The organism is Amycolatopsis sp. NPDC051371 (genome assembly GCF_040682155.1).
In the GTDB taxonomy this organism is placed as follows: domain Bacteria; phylum Actinomycetota; class Actinomycetes; order Mycobacteriales; family Pseudonocardiaceae; genus Amycolatopsis.
The window spans coordinates 78122-97309 of the sequence record NZ_JBFBAG010000015.1 but is presented as its reverse complement, the minus strand read 5'-3'; the positions used below and the strand labels follow the sequence as shown (position 1 = coordinate 97309).

Sequence of the window (19188 nt, the reverse complement as noted above, 5' to 3'; positions counted from 1 at the left end):
ACGGCCGCCGCAAGGTCCGCAGTTCCCCGGCCGGCCGCCCCAGGGTCCGCAAGGCACCCAAGGCTTCCCCACCCACGGCCCGCCGTCCGGTCCCTACCCCCGCCCGGCCGGTGCGCCCCTCCCACCGCCTGCCGCCGCCGCTCCGCCCGTCTTCACCCCGACCTACGCCGGCCCACCCCCGGGCGCGCCCTTCGGCCCCCGGTTCGCGCCCGGCTACCGGCCCTACGTCGCCAAGAAGTCGAACACCGGGGTCATCGTCGCCGTCGCGATCATCGGGATCGTCGCCGTCGTCGGGGGGCTCGTCGCGGCCGTCGCGCTGATCGGGGGCAACACTCGCCACGTGGCCGACGCCGGGTACTCCAGCACCTACCCCTCGGACACCTACGAAACCACCTCCGCCGACGAGACCACCGAAACCACGTCGTCCACCGAAGAGACGACCACCAGCAGTACCACCGAGCGCGAGACCCGCACGTCCGAGACCCCGAGCGGCCCCCGTTCGGTCGTCGCCACCGGGAACAACCCCCTGTTCGCCGGCGCCGACTACGGCCTGCAGAACATCCCCTGCTCGCTGAGCCGCTGGGCGACCGACCAGAACAGCGCCACCCGCTTCTTCCAGTCCGGGATCGCCTGCCTCGACGCGATGTGGTCGCGCATGCTCGGCGGTGTGAACCTGCCGTTCCGGTCGCCGAACCTGTCGGTGCCGCGGTCGTTGTCGGAGTCGTCGACGCCGTGCGGCAGCGGCGGCACGACCACCGGCGTCACGCCGTTCTACTGCCCGTCGAACGACACGATCTACATGCCGATGGACCGGATCGAGATCGACGTCTGGGGCAACCACCCCGGCCCGTACCTGTCGATCCTCGCCCACGAATACGGCCACCACGTCCAGAACTTGGCCGGCATCAGCGAGGCGTACGGCAATCAGCGCTACGACGCGGGCGCCGACTCGGCCGCCGGCTTGGAGCTGTCACGGCGGATGGAGCTCGAGGCGCAGTGCTTCTCGGGCATGTTCCTCGGCTCGGCGTCGATCTCCGGCGGATCGGTCGACAAGAACATCTACAACGAGGCCTGGAACGCCCAGGACCGCGGCGACGACTACGCCCGCAACGGCAAGCGCGACCACGGCAGCGCCAAGCACAACATCTCCTGGTGGCAGCACGGCGCGACCAAGAACCGCAACCAGCAGTGCAACACGTGGCTGTCGGCGTCGGGAGACGTGTCCTAGCGCCCCAATGTGGCCTTGGTTGCGTTCAACGCACCCAAGGGGCCCTTCGGTGCGTTGAACGCACCGAAGGCCACATTGGGGCGCTGGAGAAACCGGGTCAACCCGGCGGGGCGAACGGGTTTTCGGCGGGAGGCACCGGAGTGCCGGACGGCGGGGTCGGCGCATCCACGTCGGCCGGGGAACCGGCCGCGGCGGCCGACCAAGGCGAGGGCGCGACCGGCTGCCCGCCCGTGGCCATCGACCCGAGCTGAGCGCTCGCCGAGTACCCGGCCTGCAGGAACCCCGGCTGGTCCGGCCCGGGCGCCGGCGAGGACGGGATGTGCCCCCGCGCCGCCGCCACCTGCGCCGCGTAAGCCTGGACCGCTCGAGCGTGGTCCCGGTTGCGCCGTTCCGCCAGCACCGCCGCCAGGAACGCCCACGGCGGCACCCCGTTCGGCACCGGCGTGCCCAGCGCGTTGCCCACCTGCTGCGCGAGCTTCCAGCCCAGCGCGTGCGACGCTTCCGGCGCCAGCTGGCTGAACCGCGCCAGGAACTGTCGGCTCGCCAGCGCGAGGTCGTCCGGGAGCCGCGTCAGGTCGAGCTGGGCCGCCCAGCTTTCGAGGCCCTGGGGCATGCCGATCGCCGGGTAGCCGACGCTTTCCGGCGCGCGGTCGCGGATCACCAGCGTCCCGGCGAGGAAGTCGCCGACGCGGCGGCCGTCGGACGAGCACAGCGACACGATCACAGCCACCGCCCCGAACACGCCGAGCGCCCAGAAGTCGATGACGAACCCGGCGAGCCCGCGCGTGAGGGCGTGGCGGAAGCGGATCGGCCCGCCGTCGACGCGCACCACGCGCAGCCCCACCGCCATCTTGCCCAGCGAACGGCCGCGCGAGAGCGTCTCGAACAGCACCGGGTAGCCGACCAGGATCAGCACCAGGAACACCAAGATCAGGGTCAGCGCGAGCGACTCGTCGTCGCCCGGCACGGTGAGCGTGAGCACGAAGAACGCGCCCAGCAGCAGCGCGAACTGCACGAGGAGGTCCAGCACCATCGCGAGCGCCCGGCTGGCGAGCTTGGCGACGCGCAGGTCCAGGACGACGGCTTCGCCGGTGACCAGCTCGGATTCCTCGTGCACACGGCCCAGCGTAGCGACGGATAGGCTGACCCCGTGGATGTGGACGTCTTCGTCGCGACGCACTCGGCGGAGTGGACCCGGCTCGGCGAGCTGACCCACCGCGGCGGCAAGCTGACGGGGGCGGAGGCCGACGAGCTGGTGACGCTCTACCAGCGGACCGCGACCCACCTGTCGATCGTCCGCTCGGTCGCGCCCGACCCGGCCCTGGTGAGCCGGCTGTCCGGGCTGGTCGCCCGCGGCCGGAGCGCGATCTCGGGGTCGCACAACCCCGCGTGGCGCGAGGTCGCGCTGTTCTTCACGCGCCGCTTCCCCGCCGCCGTGTACCTCTCGCGGCGCTGGTGGATCCCGGCCGCGCTGGTGTCGATCGCGGTGATGGTCGTGATCGCCGTCTGGGTCGCCGGCGACCCGCACGTGCGCGCGTCGATCGGGAGCGCGGACGAGCTCAACCAGCTGACGAAGCCCGGCGGCGAGGCCGAGAACTACTACTCGACGGGCCCGGCGACGTCGTTCGCGGCGCGGGTGTGGACGAACAACGCCTGGGTGGCGGCGACCTGCCTGTTCCTCGGCATCGCGCTGGGCCTGCCGGTGATCGGCGCGCTGTGGATGAACTCGCTCAACGCGGGGCTGATCATCGGCGCGATGAGCGCGGCCGGCCGCGGCGACGTGATGATCGGGCTCCTGCTCCCCCACGGTCTCCTGGAGCTGACGGCGGTGTTCATCGCGGCGGGCACCGGGCTGAAACTCGGCTGGACGGTGGTCGACCCCGGCCGCCGCTCCCGCACGAAAGCGCTGGCCGAACAGGGCCGCTCGGTCGTCGTGATGGCGCTGGGGCTGGCGTGCGTGCTGTTCGTGTCCGGGCTGATCGAGGCGTTCGTGACGCCGTCGGGCTGGCCGACGTGGGTCCGCGTCGGCATCGGGGTCTTCGTCGAAGTGGCTTTCCTGGTGTACGTCTTCACGCTCGGAAGGCGGGCGGCGAAGCAAGGCGAGGTCGGCGACCTCGACGCGCGCGACGCCGGGGACGCCCTGCCCGAGTCAGCATAGGCACGAGCCCTCGAAGGCGATCGACGATCCGTCCTCGAGCCCCGCGGTTCCGACGAACCGCGCCTCGAACTCACCCGGCTCGGTCAACGTCAGCTTCGGACTGGACGCCGTCCCGTCCGCGCCCGTCTTGACCGACACCGTTTCGCTGCCCCCCTCGAAGACCAGGACGTTCTTCGGCCGAGCAGCCCGAACATAGAAGTTCACCGGGACGTCCGCCGCCGGCTGGCCGTTCTCGCCGATCACCCGGACCACGAACGGCGCGCCCGGGTCCTTCGACGCCAGGCGCTGGCCGTTGCCGGACAGGATGGCCAGGGTCCGGCCGCCCGCCGCCCACGTGTTCGCGATGCCCGTCAGGGAACAGACTTCCTGGTACAGCCGGGCGCCCGCGGTCGCGTCTTCGGCGGTCAAACACCGTGCCGTGGCGACGTTCGCGATCTCGACCAGCCCCGGCAGCCCCGCCACCCGCCGCCACGCCTGGTGCTTGTCCTTGTCGTCGCAGGCCGCCAGTTTCACCGCCACGCCGTCGACCGGGCTGGCCGCCGCCAAGCACTGTCCACTCTGGACATTGGTGAAACGCTGCGAGGCGTACGTCCACTTCGCGCCCGCCTCCCCCGCGTCGGCCAGCACGGGCTTCCCGTCGACCACCGCGAGCGAGAGCTTGCCGCCGCCGTCGGCCAGGTAGACCGGCGCACCGTCCGCCGGCGCAGGCGCCGAAACGATCGCCAGGGCCACGACCATGAGCTTCCACATGCATCGGGCTTAACAGCCCGAACGGACGTTCACCACCGGAGCCACCCGTTAGAGCCGGCCGGCCGCCTTCAACGCCAGATAGCGATCCGCCAACGCCGGCGGCAGCTCTTCCGGCACCGCGTCCACCACGCCGACCCCGTGCCGCGCCAGGCGTTCCGTCACCCGCTGCCGCTCCGCCGTCGTCCGCGACGCCGCCGCCGCGTCGTACACGGCTTCCGCGTCGCCCCGGCCGGAGAGCATCTCCGCCACCCGCGGGTCCGCCACCGACGCGACGATCAGCTCGTGCCGGGCGGTCAGCGAGCTCAGCACCGGGAACAAGCCTTCCTCCAACGGCGCCGCGTCGAGGCCGGTCAGCAGCACCACCAGCGAACGGCGGCGGGTGCGCTGGAGCACCTCCGCGACCATCCCGCGCGCGTCCGTCTCGACGAGCGAAGGCTCGATCGGCGCCATCGCGTTCACCAAGGACGTCAGCAGCGCGGCCCCCGACGAACCCTGCACCGCGGCCCGCAGCCGGCGGTCGTACGCCAGCAGGTCGACGCGGTCGCCGGCCCGGGAAGCCAGTACTGCCAGCAGCAACGCCGCGTCCATCGCCGCGTCCAGGCGCGGGGCGTCGCCGACGCGGCCCGCCGACACGCGGCCCGTGTCCAGCACCAGCACCACGTGCCGGTCGCGCTCCGGGCGCCACGTCCGGACCATGACGTCCGCCGCCCGCGCCGTCGCGCGCCAGTCGATCGACCGGACGTCGTCGCCGATCACGTACTCGCGCAGCGAGTCGAACTCCGTGCCCTGCCCGCGGATCAGCACCGCGCTGCGGCCGTCGAGCTGCTGCAGCCGCGCCAGCCGCGACGGCAGGTGCTTGCGGCTGTGGAACGGCGGCAGCACGCGAACCGTCCACGGCACCTCGTGCGAACCTTGCCGCGCGGCCAAACCCAGCGGACCGACCGACCGGACCGTCACCCGCGCCGCCGTCCGGTCACCCCGCCGCGACGGCCGCAGAGAAGTCACCAGCGCCCGCCGCTCCCCCGCCGGAACGCGCAGGACGTGCCGGTCGTCGGCGCCCGCGCTCGGCGGCCACGCGTCACGCAGCTGTCCACGGACCGAGCGGCCACCGGGGTTCGCGACCACCAGCGTCACCTCGCACGGCTCGCCGAGCCGCACCGCGGTGTCGCCGGAGCGGGAGAACCGCAGCGGCCGCACGCTTCCGGCCAGCACGAGGTCGACGACCACGAGCAGCAGGAGCACGCCGCCGACGGCCAGGATCCCGGTGCGGGACGGCAGGAGCAGCCCGACCACCAGAGCGCCGAACAGCGCCAGCAGCCCGAGCCTTCCGGTGACCGCCATGTCAGCGCGGCACGGGCACGGACGCGAGCACGCGGTCGAGCACGCCGTCCGCGGTGACGCCCTCCAGCTCGGCCTCCGGCCGCACGTCGAGGCGGTGCCGCAAGGCGGGCCGTGCCAACGCCTTGACGTCGTCGGGGGTCGCGTAGTCGCGGCCGGCGAGCCACGCCCAGGCCCGGGTGACCGCGAGCAACGCCGTGGCACCACGGGGAGAAACGCCGATGCGCACCGACGGCAGCTGCCGCGTCGCCCGGCACAGGTCGACGACGTACCCGATCACCTCGGGTCCGATCGTCACGCGCGCCACGGCTTCCCGCGCGGCCGCCAGTTCCGTGGCACCCGCGACCGCCTTGAGGCCCGCCGCGGCCAGATTGCGCGGGTCGAAGCCCTGCGCGTGCCGCCACAGGATGCCGATCTCGTCCTCACGCGACGGCGTCGGCATGGTCAGCTTCAGCAGGAACCGGTCCAGCTGCGCCTCCGGCAGCGGGTAGGTGCCCTCGTACTCCACCGGGTTCTGCGTGGCGATCACGATGAACGGGTCGGGCAGCGGCCGCGTCTTGCCGTCGAGCGAGACCTGCCGCTCCTCCATCGCCTCCAGCAGCGACGACTGCGTCTTCGGCGGCGTCCGGTTGATCTCGTCGGCGAGCAGCAGGTTCGTGAACACCGGGCCCTCGCGGAAGGAGAACTCGCCGCTGTGCGCGTCGTAGACGATCGAGCCGGTGACGTCGCCGGGCATCAGGTCCGGCGTGAACTGCACGCGCGTGGTCTCCAGGTCGAGCGACGCCGCCAGCGCCCGCACGAGCAGCGTCTTCGCCACGCCCGGGACGCCTTCGAGCAGCACGTGCCCCCGGCAGAGCAGCGCCAGGATCAGCCCGGTGACCGCGGCGTCGTTGCCGACGACGGCCTTGCCGACCTCGGCGCGCAGCGCGATCAGCGCCTCCCGGGCCCCGGTCGCGTTTTCGGTACCGCTGCTCAAGTTCGCCCTGCCTCTCGTTCCACCCTGTCCAGTTCGCCGGCCAACCGGACCAGCGCGGGGTCGTCGGCCACCGGCGGGCCGTGGAGCACCGCGCCGACGTCGTTGGCCGGCCGGCCGGTGCGCGCGCTCACCGCGTTCACCAGCGCCGCCGCGTCGGCGTCGCGCGGCAGGCCCAGCGCGGTCCGCAGCCGGCTCCGCGTCGCCTCCCGCAACGTCTCGCCCGCATGTCCGGCGGCCTTCGCCCGGCGGTACAGCCGGGCGCGTCCTTCGGCGGTTTCGGCCGCGCGCACGACGATCGGCAGCGGCTCGGTGACCACCGGACCGAGCCGGCGCGCCCGCCACAGCGCCAGCAGCACCACGGCGATGAACGCCTGCGCGGCACCGAAGTACCAGCCGTCCGGGATCAGGTCGAAGATCGACTTGCGGGTGTCGTCCAGCGCCGGGTCCGTGGTGGACGGCAGGTACCAGACGAGCTTCGGGTGTCCGCCGAGCAGGTGCAGCCCCAGCGCCGCGTTGCCCTGGTCGGCGAGCCGCGAGTTGGTCAGCGGCGCCGACGAGCCGAGCAGCGTCGTCGTGCCGCCGGAGTCGGCGAGCTGCAGCAGCGTGCCACCGCCGTCTTCGCCGGGGTAGCACGAACGCGCGCCGGGCGAGGCGTAACCGATGCCGCCGAGGGTGACGTCGCCGGCCGCGACCGCCGCGGCGACCGTGCACTGCGGGCCCAGGGTGGCGAGATCGCTCTGGCCGACCGGGCGCACCAGCGTCAGCGAGTCGCGCAGCGTCGGCGCTCCCGGCGTCACGAGGACGACGTCCGCGGCGTGCTGGCGCAGCGCGTCGAGGCGCTTCCCCGGGACGAGGTCGGGCTGGGTGACCAGCAGCGTCGCGTCTTCGCTGATCGCGTCGTCGGCTTCGGCGGCGGTGTGCGCCGTCCGGACGTCGACGCCTTGGTCCCGCAGGAGCTGCGCGAGCGCGTGCGCGCCGCCGGGTTCGTACGAGCCGGGTTCGAGCGCGCCGTGGGTCTGCTCGCCGCGGCCGAGCAGCAGCAGGGCGCCGGCGGCGAAGATCAGCGCCACCAGGCCCAGCGGGATCCGCACGCCGCGCCAGATCCGGCGCACGTCCGGCGAAACGGAGGTGGTCACGAGCCCGCCATGGCGACCGGCCGTTCGCGACGGCAGCGTTCGTCCAGCTCGGTCAGCGTGGCGTAAGCCGCTTCGGTGCCTTCACGGCCGCCGTAGTGGACGTCGTCGAAGAGCCGCGCGCCTTCCCGCAGTTCCGCGGCGACGTTCGGCAGCAGCATCCCGGCCTCGGCGGCGGCTTCGTCCGCCGTCCGGCCGGAGCGGACGTCGAGCAGCGCGCGTTCCTCCAGGGCCCGCACGACGGCCCGGAAGCGGTCGCGGACGGCGTCGCCGTACCGCCCGCCCGCGGCGGCTTCGGCGGCCGAGCGGCGGTAGTCGTCGGCGCTCTGGCGCTTCCCGCCGAAGACCGTCCGATCGGCCCGGGACGTGCGGGCGATCTTGCCGGTGCGCAGCCGGACCACGACGACGAGCACGATCAGCAGGACGAGGACCAGCAGGACGCCCCAGATCCCGCCCGGGACCACCGAGGACACGCTGTTCAGCAGCTTTTCGAGCTGCTCGCCGAGCCACTGCCCGACCTGCTGCAGGAAGCTCGGCTGGGCGTCCCGGTACTTCGGGTCGGTCAGCTCTTCCGCGGCGGCGCGGCGGGCATCGTCCCGGTCGATGTCGACCGGGACGTCGATGAGGACCAGCGTCACCATGCCTGCGGCGGCTGCACGCCGGCCGCACGGGCCAGCTCGATGTCCATGCCCTCGCGGCGCATCCGCTGGTCGAGGTAGACGATCACGGTGACCAGCGTGACGAACGGGATCGCGATGGTGCCCGAGACGATCTGGCCGGCCGACTGCAGCAGCAGGTCACCCGTGCTGGGCAGCGTCACCTTGCCGGGGTTGAGCACCTGGTCGAAGAGGCCGGTGCCGAACGCGAACGGCAGCTGGATGATGTTCTCGAACAGCGACTGGATGACCCGCGCCAGCAGCAGGATGCCCAGCACCCGCCAGAACGCGCCGCTGACCAGCCTGAGCGACCGGCCGAACGCCTGGCGGAACGTCCCGCGCTCGAGCACGAGCGCCGGCGCGGCCAGCGCCCAGAACACCCAGGCCAGCACGCCGGGGATGATGCAGAGCATCAGGCCGATCGTCGTGACCAGCGAGTACACGAACGCCACGCCGATCAACGGCAGCAGCCGCGGCTGCAGTTCGCGCCACGCGATGCCGAAGGTGACCTCGCGGCCCAGCGCGGCGCGGCCCATCACGGTGGCCATCAGGCCGGTGGTGAGCGCCAGCAGCAGGGACGAGATCAGCAGCGTCGGGATCAGCACGAGGAAGAGGTCGCCGAAGGTGCCGAAGACGGCGTTGCGCAGCTCCTCCTCGGTGGCGCCCGGGCCGAGGGTCGCCGTCGAGGCGAGGTTCTCGAAGTCGGCGAGCACGTACTTCTGGACGAGGAAACCGATGCCGGCGTTGAGGATCGCCATCACCGCGCCGATGCCGAGGATGACCGCCGGGTGCCGGCGGATCGCGGTGATCGAGCCGTCGAGGATGTCGCCGATGTTGAGCGGCCGCAGCGCGATCACGCCGGGCTTGCCGAGCCCGTGCGGGCTCCAGCCTCGCGGCTGCTGGTACTGCTGCTGGTGCGGCGGCGGCCCGGAATACGGCGGCAGCGCACCCGGCTGCGGGCCGGACGCGTGCTGCCAGCCCGGCGGCGGTGTCGCCGGTCCCGGGGTCGCCTGGGCGTCCGGCGGCTGCCACCCGCGCGGCGGCGTCGCCGGTGACGCGGAGTGGTCTTCGACGGGCTTCGGATCACCCGATCCGGGGGGCGGAATCTGCGGGACACCCTGGCTGGGTGTCGGCGAGTCGTCGCCCTCGCCGCCGGGCGCGCCACCGGTGTCTGTCATCGAAGCCCCTCGCCTGCAGTACCTGCTTAGCGACACTCTCTCAGAGCCGGTTGCACCCGGCCAGACCTGGGGTGACGTCCGTGCGTGGTGACCGCGTGCGCACGGACGGGTGCGAGGGCCCCCGTTCCCCCGATATGCTGAACGGCGGGATCGGGTACCCCCGGTCCGTACCGAGACCCTTCGGGACTGCCTAGTGACGCAACCGCCCCACGGCCGGGTACCGCCTCGCGGAACCGTCCAGCCGCCGCCGGTGCCGGATGCGCAACCGGATCTTCCCTGGCTGGGCCGTCCGCACACCGTGTCCGCGCCGCGACGCCGGTCTCCGGCGGCGGTGATCGGGGTGTGCCTCGGGGCGGTGGCCGTGTTGGTGCTCGGGCTGGTCGCGATCGTGGTGCTCAACCGCAGCGAGACCCCGCTCGCCAACGCGAACTTCCGGGACACGCCGTCGTCCCAGGACCTCCCCTCGCAGCTGCCCGGCGGCGCGGGCGCCCCGGCCTCGGCGTCGAGCCCGCCCGCCGAGACTTCCGCGCCCAGCGCGACCGGCCCGCAGAAGGTCCTCAAGCTCGCCGACCACCCGATCCTGCAGGACCCGAACGCCGGTCTGCAGAACCGCGTCTGCACGCTGCCGACGTGGCAGAGCACGCAGGCGGGCGCGGAAGCGTTCTTCACCGCGGCCAGCAAGTGCCTGGACGCGGCGTGGGGCCCGTTCCTCGAGGCCTACCACCTGCCGTTCACACCGCCGGCGCTGCACTTCCCGACCGGCGCGAGCTTCGAGACCGAGTGCGGCACCATCCAGGTCGGCATCGCGACCGCCGCGTACTACTGCGAGAACAACCTGTACGTCCCGTTCCGCGGGCTGCAGACCGACCAGTACGGCAACAACCCCGGCGTCTACCTGGCCCTGTTCGCCCACGAGTACGGCCACCACGTGCAGGAGGTCGCCGGCCTGATGGACGCGGCCTGGCAGAAGATCTACGAGGCCGGCCAGAACAGCCCGGCCGGGCTCGAGATGTCGCGGCGCAAGGAACTGCAGGCCCAGTGCTTCTCGGGCATGTTCATGGGCGCGCACGTCGACCAGGGCGGCACGATCAGCCGCGACATGTACAACAAGGCCTGGAACGACCAGGAGACCCGCGGCGACAACACGTCCCGCAGCCACGACCACGGGACGAACGCGCACTACGCGTCCTGGTGGCGAGCGGGCGCGACGAGCAACCGGATCTCCGACTGCAACACCTTCGCGGCGCCGTCGTCCGAGGTCAGCTGACCTTCGCCGCCGGTTTCGGCCGCGCGGGGAGCCGCTGCACCAGGTGGACGTACATCCCGCCGGAGAAGCACGCGAAAACGAGCAGCGCGAGGCCCAGCGGCCGCCGCGCGTCCGACGCCCCGGCCGACGTGTCCGCGGCCTGGACGGTGACCGTGCCCTGGTCGGGCAGGTCCTCCGGCACGCCGACGTCGACGCGCTCGCCCTGGCCGTGCCCGCAGCCGTTGAGCGTGCCCTCGTGGGTCTTCCCGGCGACGGTGAACTTCACGGTCTCGACGGCGTCCGGCCGGTCGCACGGCGCGGGCTTGGTGACCTCGGCCGTCACCGGGGCGCCGAGGTCTTCGTTGGAGATGCCCAGCAGCCCCGGCCCGGCGAGCCAGGCGAGCAGCACGACGAGCACACCCGCCGCGGCGGGGATCGCCACCGTGGGCCACTTCGGATCGAGGGATCGCGGGGGCACTTCGCCATGGTTCCAGATCCGGCGGGCAAAACCCAGGCGGCCCGGTCCCGGTCAGCGGCGAACCGGACCTACCGCTCGATCTTCTCCGTCTGCGTCACCTTCTTGACGTAGAGCAGCTTGTCGCCGGGCTCGATGGCGTCGGCCTGCGGGGAGTCCACGCGGTACAGGACGCCGTCGCGGACCAGGCCGAGGACGAGGTCGGACAGGTGCCGCGGCGAGCCGCCCTCCTCCGCCGGCTCGACCGCGCGTTCGGCGATGGCCAGCCCGGACTCGGGGGTGAGCAGGTCCTCCATGATGTCCACGACCAGCGGCGTCGACGTCGCCATGCCGAGCAGCCGCCCGGCCGTCTCGCTGGAGACGACGACCTGGTCGGCGCCGGACTGCTTCAGCAGGTGGACGTTCTCCGCCTCCCGCACCGACGCGACGATGTGTGCCTTGGGCGCCAGCTCGCGGGCGGTGAGCGTGACGAGCACCGCCGTGTCGTCGCGGTTCGGGGCGACGACGACCGCGCGCGCGTGCTGCACCGCGGCGACGCGCAGGACGTCGGAGCGGGTGGCCGAGCCGTGCACGGCGACGAGGCCGAGCGCGCTGGCCGCGTCGAGGGCCTGCTGGTCGGTGTCCACGACGACGATCTGCCCCGGCGCGATGTTCTCGTCGCCGAGCAGCGCGTTGACGGCGGACCGGCCCTTGGTGCCGAACCCGACGACGACCGTGTGGTCGCGCACCTTCGTCCTCCACTTCTGGATCTTGAACGCCTGCCGGGAGCGCTCGGTGAGCACCTCCAGGGTGGTCCCGACCAGGACGATGAGGAAGAGCACCCGCAGCGGGGTGATCACCAGAACGTTCACCAGGCGGGCGGACGAGGTGGCCGGCGCGATGTCGCCGTAGCCGGTGGTCGAGAGCGAGACGGTCGCGTAGTAGAGGCTGTCGAGCAGGGACAGGCCGTCACCGTTGGCGTCGCGGTAGCCGTCGCGGTCGAGGTACACGATGATCACGGTCAGCAGCAGCGCGAGGGTCGCGCCGATGACCCGCTTCATGATGGAGCGGAGGGGACTGACCGTCAGCTCGGGCATCCGCAGGACGCCGACGAGCTCGTGATCCGGCCGATCGGTGAGACTGCCCAGCGGCAACCGCCTCAGGGCCTTCATGCACCGGCTCCCCGTGGCTGGTGTCGAGCGTCACTCACGCCCGGAGGATAGCCGAACCGGGTGGCGCGCCGCCGCGTGGAACGGCGTCCGAGCTGACCGTGGGGTCGCGATGCCCTGGGCCCGGAAGGTCCGCGACCCCGCCTGACCCGTGATCAGGGACGTGACTCGCGTGATCCAAGCCGGAACTCGCGTGATTGGAGACGGAACTCGCGAGTTACGGCCTCAATCACGCGAGTCACGTCCCCGATCACGCGGGTTACGCCGCTGATCACGCCTCGGGGATGTCCCGCAGGATCCGTCGCAGGCCTTCCGGGTCCAGGAGGTCGGCCGGGCGGATCGTGCGGTTCGCCCGGACGTAGTGGAACGCCGCCCGGACCTCCTCCACCGGGACGTCCTTCAGCGCCGCCCACGCCATCCGGTACGCCGCCAGCTGGACCGACAGCGCCGGCAGCCGGGACTCCGGCGGGACCGCGCCCGTCTTCCAGTCCACGATCTCCCAGTAGCCGTCGGGGTGCCGGAAGACCGCGTCCATGCGGCCGCGCAGGGTGATGCCCTCGACGTCCGCCGAGAACGAAACCTCCACCGCGACCGGCACCCGGGACGCCCACTCGCTCTTCTCGAACTCCGTCTGCAGCTCCTCGAAGTCCGCGTCGGGCGCTTCGCCGAAGTCGGCCGCGCCCGGGAGGTCGTCGATCTCGATGAGCTGGTCGCCCGCGAACCGGCGCTCCAGCCAGCCGTGGAACTCCGTGCCGCGGCGGGCGAAGCTGTTGGGCTCCATCGGGAGCGGACGGCTCAGGTCCGCCGCCAGCTTGCCGGCGTCGTCGGCCAGCGCGACCAGCTGGCTCACCGAAAGCCGCGACGGCAGCGGGACACGCCTGACCCGGTCGTCCTTGCGCGCCCACTCTTCGAGCAGGACGTCGGTGTCGGTCAGCCAGCCGTCCGGATCGTCCTCTTCGGACTCGTCGTCCAGTGAGTCCACAGTGGACAGTGCCTCGGACACCAGCTCCACCCCGGTCTGCACGCCGGTGCGGCGGTCGGCCAGCGGATCGACGGGCCAGCGCCCCTTCCGCGAGTCCGACACCAGCGGGTTCTCGTCCTCCGCGGCCGGCTCCGGCGCCCACTCGGCGAGCTGTCCGACACCCGTCTCGCGCAGGACGTCACCGATCTCCGTCAGGAACTCCGACGGCCCCTTGAAGCGGCTGCTGCTCTCGTTCCACCAGTGCCCGGACACGATCAGCGCGTGCTCGGACCGCGTCAGCGCGACGTAGCAGAGCCGCCGTTCCTCCGACTGCTCCCGCTCGACGAACCCGGCTTCGTGCAGCTCCAGTCCTTCTTGGACTTCCTTGCGGTCGTAGCCGTCGGCGATCCGCAGCTCCGGCAGGTCCTGCGAGTCACCGCGCAACGCCGCGGGCAGCGACGTCGCCGTCCGCAGCCACGACGACGAGCGCCGCCGGCCCGGGAAGACGTCCTGCACCAGGTGCGGGACGGCGACGACCTCCCACTCGAGGCCCTTCGCCGAATGCACGGTGAGCACCTGCACGCGGTCCGGCACGACCTCGACCTCGCCAGGGGTGAGCCCGTCCTCGGCGTGCGCGGCGGTGTTCAGATAGTCCACAAAGGACAACAGCGTCGCCGTCGGCGCCGTCTCGGCGTAGTCGGTGACGACCTCGGCGAACGCGTCCAGGTGCGCGCGCCCCGCGGATCCCGGTCGTGCCAACGACTCCACGTCCAGGAGCATCGTGCGTTCGACATCGGCGACCAGCTCGGGCAGCGACTGGTCGAGCCGCCGCCGCAGCGCCGACAGCTCCCAGCCGACCCGGCGGATGCGCTTGTAACCCTCTTCGGAATACCGGTCCGGCGCGCCGGGCTCGTCAATGGCGTCGATCAGCCCGGCTTGTTCGACGCGCTCTACGACCAGCTCCGGGCCGTCCGACTTCTCGGGGCTGGAAAGTTCCCCCGCGCGCCGCCACAACGCGGCGACGTCGGCGGCCGCGAGCCGCCAGCGCGCGCCGGTCAGCAACCGGGCCGCCGCGCTGCCCGACAGCGGATCGGCGAGCACCTTGAGCGTCGAGACGAGGTCCGCGACCTCGGGCTCGTCCAGGAGTCCGCCGAGCCCGACGACTTCGACCGGCAGCCCGCGCGCCCGCAGTTCGGCGGCGATCGGCGCCATGTCGGCACGCCGCCGTACGAGTACGGCGGCGGTCGGCGGCTTGCCGGTCTGCTCCTGGGTGGCGTACCAGCGCCGGGCGAGGGCGTCGGCCACCCAGTCGCGTTCGGCGCGGATATCCGGCAGGAGCGCGCACGCGATGTCCGCGGGCCCGGCGCCTTCGCGCGCCCGCAGCCGTTCGACGCCGAGACCGCGTGCCCGCAGCGGTTCGGCGATGGCGTTGGCGAGGTCGAGGATCTCCGGCGGGTTGCGGAAGCTGGTCAGCAGGCCGAAATCCCCGGCGGGCACGAGCGTTTCGCTGTCGTGACGCGGGAAGTCCGTGGTGAACCGGGGCAGGTTGGCCGCGCTGGCGCCGCGCCAGCCGTAGATCGCCTGGGCCGGGTCGCCGACCGCGGTGACCGGCATCGGCTGGTTCTCGACGCCGCCGAACAGGGCCCGCAGCAGGACGCGCTGGGCGTGCCCGGTGTCCTGGTACTCGTCGAGCAGCACCGCGCCGAAACGTTCGCGCTCGCCGCGCACGACCGACGGGTAGTTGCTCGCCAGCTGCGCGGCCAGCGACATCTGGTCGGCGAAGTCGAGCGCGCCTTCGTTGCGCTTGCGCCGGTGGTACTCCTCGACCAGCGGCAGCAGCGCGAGCCGGAAGTGCTGCGCCGCCATGATTTCCGTGAGCTTCTGCGGCAGCGCGGCCCGCTGTCCCTTGGCGCGCGGGGCGTTTTCGATGACGCGGCACATCCAGGTCGTGTACTCGGCGAGCTCCTCGACGGAGATCAGGTGCTCGCCCAGCTCACCGGCGAGCTGCAGGACATCCGCGGTGACGGTCGGCGGGACGCGGTCGGTGTCGAGCTCGTTGTCCCAAGTGGACACGACGCGGTGCGCGATCTGCCACGACGACGTCTCGGAGAGCAGCCGAACGCCGGGCTGGACCGGCAGGCGGAGGCCGTGTTCGGACAGCAGGCGCCCGGCGTAGGCGTGGTAGGTGAGGACGGTCGGCTCGCCGGCGACCACAGTGGACCGGAGGCCGCCGGAGGGGTCGAGCCGGTCGAGCAGCCCGGACCCGGCGAGCCGCCGGAGTCGCGCGCGCACGCGTTCGCCGAGCTGGCGCGCGGCTTTGCGAGTGAAGGTGAGGCCCAGGACGCGATCGGGGCTGACGATGCCGTTGGCGACGAGCCAGACGACGCGCGCGGCCATGGTCTCGGTCTTGCCGGCGCCCGCCCCGGCGACGACGAGGGAGGGTTCGACCGGCGCGGCGATGACGGTCGCCTGTTCGGGAGTCGGCCGGTGCAGGCCCAGCGCGTCGGCGAGTTCGGCGGGCTCGACGGGGTTGGCGATGACGAGCGGACTCACGCACGCCTCCCGGCCGGTCGTGAGTGAGAAACAGGGTTAGAACACTGTTTCTCACTCACGACGTCTTCGCGACGGCTCACGGGCCCGGCACCTGCCTGCCCTCGGGCCGCAGCGGGCAGCACCCGCGGGCCGGGCAGCGGTCGCAGTCCGGGTTCTCCTGCGCCTGGTAGTCCGGCCCCGCCGCCGACGCCGCCGCGTCGCGGACCAGCTCCAGCCACTGCTTGCCGCCCACCTCGTCGAGCGGAGGCTGGGACCGCTCGGTCGAACCCGTCTTGTTGTTCGCCTTGGCCACGTACACCAGCCGCGCGCCGCCGGGCTCGTTGCTGCCCTTGATCGCGCCCAGCAGCACCGCCAGCTGGTACGCCGCCAGCTGCGGGTGCTCCTCCGCGTCCTTGCCGGACACCGGGACCTTGCCGGTCTTGATGTCGACGATCACCGGACGGCCTTCGGAGTCCAGCTCGACCCGGTCGACGCGGCCGCGCAGCAGTACCCGGACCTCGTCGGCGCCGCCCGCCGGCAGCTCGACCTCGATGTCCTGCTCGACGCCCGCCGCCTTGAGCTCCGCACGGCTGCGCTCCAGCCACGTCACGAAGTTCTGCAGCATCTGCTCGACCCGCCGGCGCTCCCGCCGGGAGAACCACGGCGCACCCGCGTCGACGCGCACCCAGGCCTCGTCGAGCGCGGCCTGCAGCTCGGCGTCGGTCTTGCCCGACGCGACCGACTCCGCCAGCCCGTGCACCAGGGTCCCGGTCACCGCGGCCAGCTGCGCGGGGTCGCTCCCGCCGTGGCGCTCGATCATCCAGCGCAGCGGGCACTTCGTCAGGATTTCCACTGTGGACGGTGAGATCCGGATCAGGTCGCCGGGGCGGTGCACCGGCTCGTCGGTGGACGCCGGGAGCAGCCCGTACCAGGTCGAAGGGTGCGCGCCCGGCACCTTCGCCTCGGCCAGCCGCGCGAGCTGCTTGGCCGCCCGGCGCCGACGTGACGGCTCGGCCTTGTCGTCGCAGACGACCTCGCGCAGCTCCCCCACCAGCTCGGCCAGCACCAGCGACCGGCCCGGCGGCTTCATCCGGGAGTCGAGGCCGCCGTCGTCGGCGCCGTTCTCCTCGAGGTCGTCGAGGAAGCGCGACGGCTGTTCGTCCTCTCCGGACACCGCGGTGACCAGCAGCGTCTGCTTCGCGCGGCTCATCGCGAGGTAGAACAGGCGCCGTTCTTCGGCGAGGATCGGCGCGGTCGCGGAGACGGCGTCATCGTCCACACCGGACATCAGGTCCTTCAGCCGTTCCACGCCCAGCACGGATCCGCGCAGCCGCAGGTCCGGCCACGCGCCCTCCTGGACCCCGGCGACGGCCACGACCGTCCACTCGCGACCGGCGGCGGCGTGCGCGGTGAGCAGCGAGACGCCGTCGGACGGGACCGCCGCCGGCGCGAGGGTGTCGCCCGCGATCTGTTGCGCACCCAGGTAATCCGCGAAGGACGCGACGCTCGCGCGGGGCAGCCGATCGACGTACCGCCCGGCCGCGTCGAACAGCGCGACGACGGCGTCGAGGTCGCGGTCGGCCTGCGCGCCCAGCGACCCGCCGCGTTCGACCTGCTTCAGCAGCTTGTCCTGGAGGCCGCTTTCCCGCCACAGCTGCCACACCACCTGCTCGACGCCGTCGCCGCGGGCGACGGCCTGGTGCGTGACGCGCAGCAGCCCGCCGACGCGCCGCACCGGTTCGGCCTCGGCGTCGGCGAGCCCGACGAGGATGTCCCCGCCACGCAACGCTTCTACGAGCAGTTCGTCGCTCGACCGCTGCCCGCCGCCGGCAAGTTCGAGCCGGCGCAGGCCGCGGCGCAACCGCCGCAGCGCCAAGGGATCCGCGCCGCCGAGCGACGACGACAGCAGCATCTCGGCGAGGTCGATGTCGAGCAGATCGGGCTGAGGCGCGAGCTTCAGCACGGCCAGCAGCGGCCGCACCGCGGGCTGGCGAGCCAGCGGCAGCTCCTCGGTCGCAGACCCGATCGGGACCCCGGCCGCGCGCAAAGCGCGTTGCAGCACCAGGAAGGTCCGGGCCGGCGACCGGACGAGCACGGCGATCTCCGACCACGGCACGCCGTCGACGAGGTGGGCGCGGCGGAGCTGGTCGGCGATCCAGCTGGCCTCGGCGGCGGGTGTCGGCATCACGCGCACGCGGACGTTCCCGCCGGTCGCCCCCGCGGGCGGGACGATCTTGCGGTGCTGGGACAACCCGGGCAACGTCGCGCCGATCTTCGCCACCGCCAGGCGGACGGCCGGGGCCAGCCGGTGCGACGTCGTGAGCGTGACGGTCCGGCTGCCGTCCGGGTCGGCGTCGGCGAACAGGCTCGCGTCGGCGCCGCGGAAGGAGAACACGTTCTGGTCGGGGTCGCCGGCGACGACGAACTCGGCCGCGGTGTGGCCGATCATCCGGACCAGGCTGGTCTGCAGCGGGTCGAGGTGGTGGGCGTCGTCGACGAAGAGGTGCCGCACGCGGGTGCGCTCGCGTTCGCGCAGCTCGTCGTCGTCCTCCAGGGCGAGCAGCGCGGAGGTGACCAGCTCGGCGGCGTCGAGGGCGGGCGCGCTCGCCACGCCGAGCGCGTTGCCGCCCGCGCCCTGCAGCTGCGTGACTTCTTCGTACTGCGCCCAGAACTGCCCGGCGGCGATCCACTCCTCCCGGCCGCGGCGGCGGCCCAGCTCGGCGAGGTCCTCCGGGCCGAGCCCGCGCTCGGCGGCCCGCATCAGCAGGTCGCGCAGCTCTTCGGCGAAACCGGGGACCATCAGCGCCGGCCGCAGCTGCTCGGGCCAGTACCCGGCTTCCTCGTCGAGGTCACCGGCCAGGAGTTCGCGGACGACGACGTCCTGCTCGGCGCCGGCGAGCAGCCGGGGCGGCGGGAGCTCCTCGGCCATCGCTTCCAGCCGCAGCAGCGAGTAGGCGTACGAGTGGACCGTGCGGACGAGGGGTTCGCGGACGGTCCGCGGCAGCGGCCGGGCCTGATCGGGGTCGGCGGTGAGCCGGCGGGTGATGTCGGCGCGCAGCGCGTCGGCGGCCTTGCGGGACGTCGTGAGGACCAGCACGCTCTCCGGGTCGGCGCCCTCGGCGATGCGGCGGGTGGCGGCCGACGCGAGCAGCGCCGTCTTGCCGGTACCGGGACCGCCGAGCACACGGCGGAAGCCTCCGGGTGCGGAGAGCACCCGCCGGGCGCCTTCGTCCCAGGTGAACGTGGGTGTGCCGGCGATCGGCGGGCGCACCAGCCGCGCGTCCGCCTGCGCCGTTCGCCTCGCGTTCACCCAGCGATGGAACCACGCCGGGTCCCCCGGGTGGTGCACCGGCACGGCTTGACGGCCGGTGAGTGCGGTGAAGGTGCCGGAGCGTGCGGCGGGCGGCAA

14 protein-coding genes are annotated in these 19188 nt (G+C 73.0%); 3 read left to right on the top strand and 11 right to left on the bottom strand.

The genetic code is table 11. The features are described from left to right. Positions 1 to 340 precede the first annotated feature (340 nt). A complete protein-coding gene (locus tag AB0M59_RS20090) occupies positions 341 to 1228 on the top strand; it encodes a neutral zinc metallopeptidase (protein ID WP_364616989.1) in 888 nt (295 codons plus the stop codon). Between the two features lie 97 nt (positions 1229 to 1325). On the opposite strand, the gene AB0M59_RS20085 is transcribed toward AB0M59_RS20090, so the two are convergent. Continuing rightward, a complete protein-coding gene (locus AB0M59_RS20085; protein WP_364616987.1) occupies positions 1326 to 2345 on the bottom strand; it encodes an RDD family protein in 1020 nt (339 codons plus the stop codon). Between the two features lie 33 nt (positions 2346 to 2378). Here AB0M59_RS20085 and AB0M59_RS20080 point away from each other — a divergent pair, with 33 nt between their 5' ends. Continuing rightward, positions 2379 to 3386, top strand: a complete 1008-nt coding sequence (locus tag AB0M59_RS20080; protein WP_364616985.1) for a stage II sporulation protein M — start codon at positions 2379 to 2381, stop codon at positions 3384 to 3386. On the opposite strand, the gene AB0M59_RS20075 is transcribed toward AB0M59_RS20080, so the two are convergent. From AB0M59_RS20075 to AB0M59_RS20050, 6 genes are read right to left on the bottom strand one after another with little or no spacing between them, the layout of a single operon-like run. Continuing rightward, entirely contained in the window at positions 3378 to 4136 is a 759-nt protein-coding gene (locus tag AB0M59_RS20075) for an RICIN domain-containing protein (RefSeq protein WP_364616983.1), read from the bottom strand. The genes AB0M59_RS20080 and AB0M59_RS20075 overlap by 9 nt on opposite strands. Before the next feature lie 48 nt (positions 4137 to 4184). Next, positions 4185 to 5477: a DUF58 domain-containing protein gene (locus AB0M59_RS20070; protein ID WP_364616981.1), complete on the bottom strand. Its 1293-nt coding sequence runs from the start codon at positions 5475 to 5477 to the stop codon at positions 4185 to 4187. A gap of 1 nt (position 5478) precedes the next feature. Further along, positions 5479 to 6450 (bottom strand): MoxR family ATPase, encoded by a 972-nt coding sequence (locus AB0M59_RS20065; protein ID WP_364616979.1) that lies wholly within the window; start codon positions 6448 to 6450, stop codon positions 5479 to 5481. Beyond that, positions 6447 to 7586 carry a DUF4350 domain-containing protein gene (locus AB0M59_RS20060; RefSeq protein WP_364616977.1) on the bottom strand — a complete coding sequence of 380 codons (1140 nt, stop codon included), beginning with the start codon at positions 7584 to 7586 and terminating at the stop codon, positions 6447 to 6449. Before AB0M59_RS20060 ends, AB0M59_RS20065 begins: the two co-directional genes overlap by 4 nt. Next, positions 7583 to 8224, bottom strand: coding sequence for a DUF4129 domain-containing protein (locus tag AB0M59_RS20055; protein ID WP_364616976.1), 642 nt, complete (start codon positions 8222 to 8224; stop codon positions 7583 to 7585). The genes AB0M59_RS20060 and AB0M59_RS20055 overlap by 4 nt, the downstream gene beginning before the upstream one ends. Continuing rightward, positions 8218 to 9417 (bottom strand): hypothetical protein, encoded by a 1200-nt coding sequence (locus tag AB0M59_RS20050; RefSeq protein ID WP_364616974.1) that lies wholly within the window; start codon positions 9415 to 9417, stop codon positions 8218 to 8220. Before AB0M59_RS20050 ends, AB0M59_RS20055 begins: the two co-directional genes overlap by 7 nt. A 250-nt stretch (positions 9418 to 9667) precedes the next feature. On the opposite strand from AB0M59_RS20050, the gene AB0M59_RS20045 reads away from it, so the two are divergent. After that, on the top strand, positions 9668 to 10684 hold the full coding sequence (locus AB0M59_RS20045) for a neutral zinc metallopeptidase (protein WP_364616972.1): 1017 nt from the start codon (positions 9668 to 9670) through the stop codon (positions 10682 to 10684). Here AB0M59_RS20045 and AB0M59_RS20040 read toward each other — a convergent pair. The 4 genes from AB0M59_RS20040 to AB0M59_RS20025 all read right to left on the bottom strand — a co-directional run bounded on the left by AB0M59_RS20040 (position 10677) and on the right by AB0M59_RS20025 (position 19050). Beyond that, complete coding sequence (locus AB0M59_RS20040) at positions 10677 to 11105, bottom strand: hypothetical protein (RefSeq protein ID WP_364617138.1); 429 nt, start codon at positions 11103 to 11105, stop codon at positions 10677 to 10679. The genes AB0M59_RS20045 and AB0M59_RS20040 overlap by 8 nt on opposite strands. A gap of 104 nt (positions 11106 to 11209) precedes the next feature. Next, on the bottom strand, positions 11210 to 12289 hold the full coding sequence (locus tag AB0M59_RS20035) for a potassium channel family protein (RefSeq protein ID WP_364616970.1): 1080 nt from the start codon (positions 12287 to 12289) through the stop codon (positions 11210 to 11212). A gap of 268 nt (positions 12290 to 12557) precedes the next feature. Beyond that, positions 12558 to 15800, bottom strand: a complete 3243-nt coding sequence (locus AB0M59_RS20030) for an ATP-dependent DNA helicase (protein ID WP_364616968.1) — start codon at positions 15798 to 15800, stop codon at positions 12558 to 12560. A gap of 76 nt (positions 15801 to 15876) precedes the next feature. Next, positions 15877 to 19050 (bottom strand): ATP-dependent DNA helicase, encoded by a 3174-nt coding sequence (locus AB0M59_RS20025; protein ID WP_364617136.1) that lies wholly within the window; start codon positions 19048 to 19050, stop codon positions 15877 to 15879. Positions 19051 to 19188: the final 138 nt, after the last annotated feature.